At 63.4% G+C, this 7795-nt stretch carries 9 protein-coding genes; 5 read left to right on the plus strand and 4 right to left on the minus strand.

All coding sequences use genetic code 11. The features are described 5' to 3' along the window. Positions 1-12: 12 nt before the first annotated feature. Entirely contained in the window at positions 13-2211 is a 2199-nt protein-coding gene (locus tag BKY26_RS02355) for a primosomal protein N' (protein WP_131541748.1), read from the minus strand. A gap of 98 nt (positions 2212-2309) precedes the next feature. Between BKY26_RS02355 and fsa the strand changes: the two genes are divergently transcribed. Genes fsa through BKY26_RS02370 form a run of 3 tightly spaced genes read left to right on the plus strand, consistent with a single transcriptional unit; the run spans position 2310 to position 4658 of the window. Next, positions 2310-2963, plus strand: coding sequence for a fructose-6-phosphate aldolase (fsa, locus tag BKY26_RS02360; RefSeq protein ID WP_071688798.1), 654 nt, complete (start codon positions 2310-2312; stop codon positions 2961-2963). Positions 2964-3015: 52 nt separating this feature from the next. Continuing rightward, a complete protein-coding gene (locus BKY26_RS02365) occupies positions 3016-3729 on the plus strand; it encodes a DUF484 family protein (RefSeq protein ID WP_071688799.1) in 714 nt (237 codons plus the stop codon). Between the two features lie 5 nt (positions 3730-3734). Beyond that, positions 3735-4658 (plus strand): tyrosine recombinase XerC, encoded by a 924-nt coding sequence (locus tag BKY26_RS02370; protein ID WP_071688800.1) that lies wholly within the window; start codon positions 3735-3737, stop codon positions 4656-4658. A gap of 22 nt (positions 4659-4680) precedes the next feature. On the opposite strand, the gene BKY26_RS02375 is transcribed toward BKY26_RS02370, so the two are convergent. Beyond that, positions 4681-5409 (minus strand): hypothetical protein, encoded by a 729-nt coding sequence (locus tag BKY26_RS02375; protein ID WP_071688801.1) that lies wholly within the window; start codon positions 5407-5409, stop codon positions 4681-4683. A gap of 140 nt (positions 5410-5549) precedes the next feature. Here BKY26_RS02375 and BKY26_RS02380 point away from each other — a divergent pair, with 140 nt between their 5' ends. Together BKY26_RS02380 and BKY26_RS02385 are read left to right on the plus strand one after the other, a co-directional pair. Continuing rightward, a complete protein-coding gene (locus BKY26_RS02380; protein ID WP_071688802.1) occupies positions 5550-6239 on the plus strand; it encodes a CDP-alcohol phosphatidyltransferase family protein in 690 nt (229 codons plus the stop codon). A gap of 118 nt (positions 6240-6357) precedes the next feature. Then, the gene (locus tag BKY26_RS02385; RefSeq protein WP_071688803.1) at positions 6358-6687 is read left to right on the plus strand and encodes a hypothetical protein; all 330 of its coding nucleotides are present in this window, start codon (positions 6358-6360) and stop codon (positions 6685-6687) included. 501 nt (positions 6688-7188) lie between these two features. Here BKY26_RS02385 and BKY26_RS02390 read toward each other — a convergent pair. Further along, the gene (locus tag BKY26_RS02390; RefSeq protein WP_071688804.1) at positions 7189-7449 is read right to left on the minus strand and encodes a Flp family type IVb pilin; all 261 of its coding nucleotides are present in this window, start codon (positions 7447-7449) and stop codon (positions 7189-7191) included. A gap of 80 nt (positions 7450-7529) precedes the next feature. After that, positions 7530-7795 (minus strand): inositol monophosphatase family protein (locus BKY26_RS02395; protein WP_281249802.1); only part of this gene is annotated, 266 nt, incomplete at its 5' end.

A 7795-nucleotide genomic window follows, 5' to 3' on the forward strand; every position in this document is an offset into this window, starting at 1 on the left:
GCTAAACGCCCGTCAGTAAAAGCTCTGCGGGTCGATATCCACGGACACCCGCAGATTGTTGGGCAGCTTCAGCCCCCCCAACCACTGCCGCAGCGCGTTCTGGATCGGTGCGCCCTTGGGGGCCTTCACCAGAAGCCGCACCCGGTGCCGCCCCCTGATCCGCGCAATCGGTGCCGGGGCGGGGCCATAGACCGTCCCGTCAATCGCCCGGATGGGGGCATCCGACCGCGCCAGATGGGTGCCAAGGTCAAAGGCCGCCGCCGCCTCGGGCGCGGAGATCACGATCCCGGCCAGCCGCCCGAAGGGCGGCATCCCCGTCGCGCGGCGCTCTTCTGCTTCCGCCCGCCAGAAGCCTTCCTCATCCCCGGACAGGATCGCGCGGATCACCGGGTGATCGGGTTGAAAGCTCTGCAACAGAGCGGTTCCCGGCTTCTCTGCCCGGCCCGCGCGCCCGGCCACCTGCCGCATCAGCTGAAAGGTCCGCTCCGCCGCGCGCAGGTCAGACCCTTGCAGACCCAGATCCGCGTCGATCACGCCGACCAGCGTCAGGCGTGGAAAATTATGCCCCTTCGCCACCAGCTGTGTGCCGATGATGATATCGGTCTCGCCCTCCGCGATCTCGGCAATCCGCGCCTTCAGCGCGCGGGCGGACCCGAAGAGGTCCGAGGACAGAACCGCCTGTTTGGCCTCCGGGAAAAGCGCTGCCGCCTCTTCCGCCAACCGCTCCACACCCGGCCCGACAGCGGCCAACTTGCCCTCCACGCCGCAGGACGGGCAGGCCTCGGGCATCGGCTTGGTCTCACCGCATTGATGGCACATCAGCCGTTTGAGGAACCGGTGCTCCACCATCCGCGCGTCGCAATGGTCACAGCCCACCTGTTCGCCGCAAGCCCGGCAGATCGTGACCGGCGCATAGCCGCGGCGGTTGAGAAACAGAAGCGCCTGCTCGCCCGCCTGTAACCGCGCCCGAACCGCAGCTTGAAGCGTGGGGGAAATCCAGCGATTGCCCGGCAGATCCTCTCCCCGCATATCAATTGCGCGCATGTCGGGCATCACCGCCGGTCCAAACCGGTCGGTCAGGTCAATGCGAGTGTATTTTCCCGACTCCGCATTCCACCAGCTTTCCAGCGACGGCGTGGCCGAGGCCAGCACCACCTGCGCGTCATTCAGCGAGGCCCGCAGAACTGCCATGTCGCGGGCATTGTAAAGCGCCCCGTCCTCCTGTTTGTAGGAGGTGTCATGCTCCTCATCGACGACGATCAGCCCCAGGTCCCGGAAGGGCAAGTAGAGCGCCGATCGCGCGCCCACGATCAACTGCGCCGCCCCTTGCCCCACCATGCGCCAGCAGCGGCGGCGTTCGGTCATGGTGACGCCGGAATGCCATTCGGCAGGCTGCGCCCCGAAGCGGGCCTTCACGCGGGTCAGGAATTCGCTCGTCAGGGCAATCTCCGGCAGCAGCACCAACGCCTGCCGCCCCTGCCGCAGACATTCCGCCACGGCCTCCAGATAGACCTCTGTCTTGCCGGACCCAGTGACGCCCTTCAGCAGCGTCGTGCCATAGCGCCCGGCGCGGATGCCCTCGCAGATCTGCGCGGCCGCCCCCGCCTGTGCTTCGGTCAGTTCCTTGCCGTCACGCTCCGGATCAAGCGGCAGGTAAGGCGCATCGCGCGGGGTGTCGAATTCCTCCACCACGCCCTGTTTCACCAGCCCCTTGATGACGGAGGAGGTCACACCCGCCATTTCCGACAGTTCGCCAAGCGTGAAGCTGACCCCGCCATACTCCTCCAGCACCGCAATCACGCGGGTACGCGCGTCGGTCATGCGGTCAGGCTCGCCATACCCCATCCGGTAGAGCTTGCGCATCGAGGGCGGGTCGGCGAGCCCCGGCGCGCGGGTCGCCAGCCGCAGCATCTGCGACAGCGGCGTCAGGGTGTATGACCCCACGCGCGTCAGAAACTCCCGCATCTCGGACCGCATGGGCGCCACGTCCAGCACCTTCAGGACGGACCGGATCTTGGCCGGGTCCCAATCGCCCCTTCCCGGCCCCCAGACAACGCCAAGCACCTTGCGCGGGCCAAGCGGCACCTGCACGAAGGCCCCCATCCAGCAGCCGCCCTCGGGCGCCTTGTAGTCCAGCACGCGGTCCAGCGGTTCGGCGGTCAGCACGCCCACAAGGCTGCCTTCCTCGAAGAATTCCTGATCTGCCTGCATGTCACTCATGTTACCGCAATCATAGTTGGGCTTTCCGCCGCGTCTAAGCTGGGGTAAGACACGCCCGAGCCCGCCATCAACCCCTGAGGGATAGACCAATGAAATTCTTTGTCGACTCCGCCGAAGTGGACGCCATCGCCGAGCTGAATGATATCGGGATGGTCGACGGTGTCACCACCAACCCGTCGCTGATCCTGAAATCGGGCCGTGACATCATCGAAGTGACCCGCGAAATCTGCGCCATGGTCGATGGCCCTGTCTCGGCCGAGGTCGTGGCGCTGGAAGCGGACGCCATGATCGCCGAGGGCCGCAAGCTGGCCGAGATTGCAGAGAATATCTGCATCAAGCTGCCGCTGACCTGGGACGGTCTGAAAGCCTGCAACATCCTCACCAATGACGGGTTCCAGACCAACGTGACCCTCTGCTTCTCGGCCAATCAGGCGCTGCTGGCGGCCAAGGCGGGTGCAACCTACATCTCCCCCTTCATCGGGCGTCTGGATGACATCAACCTCGACGGGATGGACCTGATCGGCGATATCCGCACGATCTATGACAATTACGGGTTCGAGACGCAGATCCTGGCCGCTTCGATCCGGTCCGCCAACCACATGAAGGACGCGGCCCTGATCGGGGCTGACGTGGCCACCGCGCCGCCGAATGTGATCAAGGCGATGGCCAACCATGTGCTGACCGACAAGGGGCTCGACGCCTTTATGAAGGACTGGGCAAAAACAGGGCAGAAAATCCTGTAAACATGTTGTAAGGTCTGCCCCAACCATAAAAACACCAAGGGGCAGACCACTTATGGGCGAAAGGGCAGACGCGTTGGAAGACTGGCGCGAACGGGTATTGCAGGACCCCGATATCATTCTTGACGACCGCGACGTGATGCGGGCGCTGATTACCGCGAATGACCGCCAGATGGGCGGCAATATCGTGGATATGCGCGGCATTGCCATGGAACGGCTGGAAAACCGGCTGGACCGGCTGGAGGACACGCATCGCAGCGTGATCGCGGCAGCCTATGAAAACCTTGCCGGGACCAACCAGATTCACCGCGCGATCCTGAAGCTGCTGGATCAGGCGGAGTTCGAGGATTTCCTCAAGGTGCTCGGCACCGATGTGGCCGCGATCCTGCGGGTGGACCGCATTCGGCTGGTTCTGGAAAGCCCGGAAGCGACGGAAACCAGCGCGCCCAAGGTGCAGAAGCTGGAAGATGTGCTGACCGTGGTGGCACCCGGCTTCGTCGATGACTACCTGACCGCCGGACGCAACATGCCGCAACGGCCCGTGACGCTTCGGCAGGTCGGCACCGGGGCGGCCAGCATCTATGGCGAGGCGGCCGACTGGATCGCGTCCGAGGCCCTGCTGCGGCTCGATCTCGGCCTTGGTCGTCTGCCGGCGTTGCTGGTCATGGGGTCCGAAGACCCGCACCAGTTCCGCCCCAGCCAGGGCACGGACCTGCTGAATTTCTTCACCGGCGTCTTTGAGCGCAGCATGAAACGGTTCCTGGGGTAGGCGCGATGAGCACCGCCCTCAGCCCCGCCGCACGCGACCTGATGGACGCGTGGCTTGCGGATGTGGGCAGCCTGCGGGGCGGATCACCCGCCACGGTGACAGCCTACGGGGCCGACCTGCGGGATTTTCTGGCGTTTCAGACCGGCCACCAAGGCGCGCAGCTTGGCCTTGCGCCCCTGCGCGCGCTTGGGCCACGGGATATGCGGGCCTGGATGGCGGCGGAACGCGGGTCGGGGCTTGGGGCGCGATCTTTGGCGCGCAAGCTGTCGGCGGTGAAAAGCTTCTATCGTTGGTGGGCCGAGCGGGAGGGGTTCGACGCCACGGCCGTCCTGTCCACCCGCGCGCCGAAGTTCCAGCGCAAACTGCCCCGCCCGCTGTCGGAACCCGCCGCGCAGGACCTTGTGGACCGGGTTGGCGAACAAGATGCCCGCGACTGGATTGCCGCGCGGGATGTGGCGGTGGTGACGCTGCTTTATGGATGTGGGCTGCGGATATCGGAGGCGCTTGGCTTGACCGCCTCGGTCCTGCCGCTGTCAGACACGCTGCGCATTCGGGGGAAGGGAAACAAGGATCGCGAAGTGCCGGTTCTGCCCGCCGCCCGCCGCGCTGTTGACCGATATGCCGCGCTCTGCCCGCATGACCTGCCCGCCGATGGCCCGCTGTTTCGGGCGGTGCGTGGCGGCGCGCTCGGGCCCCGTCAGGTCGCCAAGGCGGTCGAGGCCGCGCGCATGCAACTCGGCCTGCCCGCCACCGCGACCCCCCACGCCATGCGCCACAGCTTCGCCACGCATCTGCTGGACGCGGGCGGCGATCTGCGGGCGATACAGGAGCTGCTCGGCCATGCCTCCCTGTCCACCACACAGGCCTATACGGCGGTCGATACCGCGCGGCTGATGGAGGTCTACCGCAACGCCCATCCCAAGGCGTAGCGCTGCCCTTTGCGGTCCTTCATCAGTTCAGCGTGCAGGTCATGTCACCGCTTGCCACCGACAGCGCATTGCCGTTGCTTCGCACCCCCACGCGCTGCGGGTCGACGGCCCAATCGGCGCTGAACCCTTGCTCCGACAGCTCGAAATTCGACAGGGTGCCGTACCGGCCAACGCCGGGCTCCCACCATGTGCCAGCCCATCCCGAAGCCCCCTGCCCCAGAGCAGGGTTGTAGGTGAGAGTGAGCCTACCGTGTTCGTCCTCGTAGGTATCCTGGTAGGTGCCTTCCATTGCCATCCAGGACCCAGCCTGACTGAGATTGACACCGCCCCAGCAATCGTAGCTGCCCGCCGCGATGATCGGCAATGTGCCCCCTGATGGCGAAGGTGCGACCGAGCCTGGCTGATCAAACATCACCGACATCCCGAAATTCGAGGCGAATATCTCAAGCTCATGCGCACCGGAATGGTGGAAATTGTAGCTCCAGTTCGCATCCGGCGTCCCGGTCATGTTGATGGCCTCGGCGAGGATGACGCTCTGGCCCATGGGTACGGTCGCCTGCCCGCGTGACAAAGGAGGCACGACGACGGGTTGGCTCTGGATCGAGGAGCTGTGGGCATTCTGCGTGAAAACGGACAGCGTGGCATCGGTGTTGTTGTGGATGATCAGCGTGGCCTGTTGGCCATGCGCGATCCCCGTGATCGCCAGCAGCAGCGGGACTAAGAGCGCAAAGGCGCGAATCAATGCGGGCATGGGGACCTCCGTTCCGATTGAACGGCTAGGGTAACACGGGCTGCGGTAAGATCGAAATTCTGTCCTAGCGGTAACGTCACCCGCCCTTTCCCGGCACGCCCCCGGTTGCCTATCGCGTTGCTTTGGTTCATGTCAGTCCGATGACATTGCGTATGAAAGCCCTCTCGGTTCACCTGTTCACCGCCACCGGCGCCGTCTTTGCCATGCTGGCGATGCTGGCGGCGGTCGAGGAAAAATGGTCGCTCATGTTCCTTTGGCTGGTGGTGGCCCTGATCGTGGACGGGATCGACGGGCCATTGGCGCGCCGCTATCAGGTCAAGACCAATGCGCCAGAGTTCGACGGCGTCCTGATGGACCTGATCATCGACTACCTGACCTATGTCTTCATCCCCGCCTATGCGCTGTTCAAATCCGGGCTGCTGCCGGGCTGGACGGGATGGCTCGCGATCATCGTCATCACCTTTGCCAGCGTGGTGTATTTCGCCGATACAAGGATGAAGACCAAGGACAATTCCTTTGCGGGCTTTCCGGGCTGCTGGAACATGGTGGTTCTGGTGCTGTTCGCGATCAGCCCGAATTTCTACATAATCCTCGGGCTGGTCATCCTCTTTGCCGTAGGGATGTTCCTGAACCTCAAGTTCATCCACCCTGTGCGCACGGAACGCTGGCGGGTCTTGTCCTTGCCCATGGCCATTGCCTGGACCGGTTTTGCCGGTTGGGCCGCCTGGGTCGATTTCCACCCGGAAAGCTGGGCACTTTGGGGGTTGATGGGCAGTTCGATCTATCTGGCTATTGCCGGGATTGCCCAACAGGTTCTGCCAGAACGCTGATCTTCAGAAAGTCATGGATGACGCATGGTCAATGCGGTAATGGATTGACTCTGGCTTATGTTTGTGTATATTTTACACCTATTGAACCAAACCGCACTCAAACCCAGGAATTTGACCCATGCGTATCTTTTCTCTCCTCTCCGCCGCTGCTCTCGCCTCTGCCGTTTCCGGCGCTTCTCAGGCCGAGGCCCAGTATGTCGACATGTATGAACTGAGCGCCTATTGCAGCGCCGGTTACTACGAGGCCTGCGCCATGCTGGATGCCTATGCGATGCAGATGCAGGCCCCGGTCTATGGTGGCTATAACAGCTACGACCCCTACGCCGCCCATGCGCAGCGGATGGAAGACATCCACAGCTGGGGCAACCAGATGCTGGCCACCGGCGCAGCCAACTCGGCCATTCTGGACCAGCGTCATAACTCCTTCATGGAAACCCTGCGCAACTGATCCAACGTTGCAGCAGATCGGGGCCGGTCAGCCGGTTCGGTTGGCAGGCCCTTTTCATTTTTTGGGGCCGGTTCTGCCCTGGGCTCACGCAGTTGAAATCTTTTTTGTGTCAAGCGCACACTTTCCCCTTGCGCATACCAGATTAATGTGTAAATAATACACCAACAGAAACGAAGACAACGGAACTCAGACCAATGACCTTCTCCTCCCGCTCCGCCGCCGCCCTTCTCGCCCGCGATGCCCGCACCCGCCAGGCCAAGCCGGTCACTCTTCCCAAAGCTCCTTTCCCGCTCGGCTGATCTGCTGAGCCCCACCAAGTTTCGTCGGGCCCGGCTGTCCTCCTCCCTCCTCTCTCCCTCCCTGTGCCGGGCCTGACACCCAGATTTTTCAGCACCAAAACATTTTCATTTCGGATGGTCCTGCTGCAACCGTGAGAGCGGCAGGGCCATCCGTTTTTCTGTCCGGACAAGATGGGTGGGAGTCGCGATTGTCGACGACCTGCTACTGGCTCTCTGCGTCCTCTGACGCGGCAGCCGCTGCCGCTGCCGCCTGTTGCGCGCGGAAATCGTCCCACTGGTCGAAACTCGTCATGATCTCGAAACCACTGAGCGCCGAGCGCACGTCGTTCGACAGGTTTTCAACGCCTTCGCTGACATAGGACATGACCGCCAAACCCATGGCGACAGAGGCGGCCGTCATGACCACCCATTCGACCGTGGCCGAACCGCTTTCATCATTCCAGAACTGTGCAACGCAGGTCATGGCATCCTCTTGGAATCATCCAAGGACAATGATGCCTTACCGCCAAGGCAAAAATTTGACGGATCAAGCCGCGACGCGTGTCAGTTGTCCGACCGATCGCGGATGATCTTGGCGAACTGGTCGAAGATCGGTTCGGCTGCCGCCAGAACCTGACCATCTTCCACGAGGTTCTGCCCGTCGCGAATCGGTTGCACGATGGCCCCCGCCTCTTTCGCGATCAACAGGCCCGCAGCCACGTCCCAGGCATGAAGACCCCGTTCCCAGTAGCCATCGTACCGGCCCGCCGCCACATAGGCGAGGTCGAGCGCGGCAGAGCCCCACCGGCGCACACCGGCACAGGCGGGCA

Source organism: Nioella sediminis, assembly GCF_001879695.1.
GTDB classification, from domain to species: Bacteria; Pseudomonadota; Alphaproteobacteria; order Rhodobacterales; family Rhodobacteraceae; genus Nioella; species Nioella sediminis.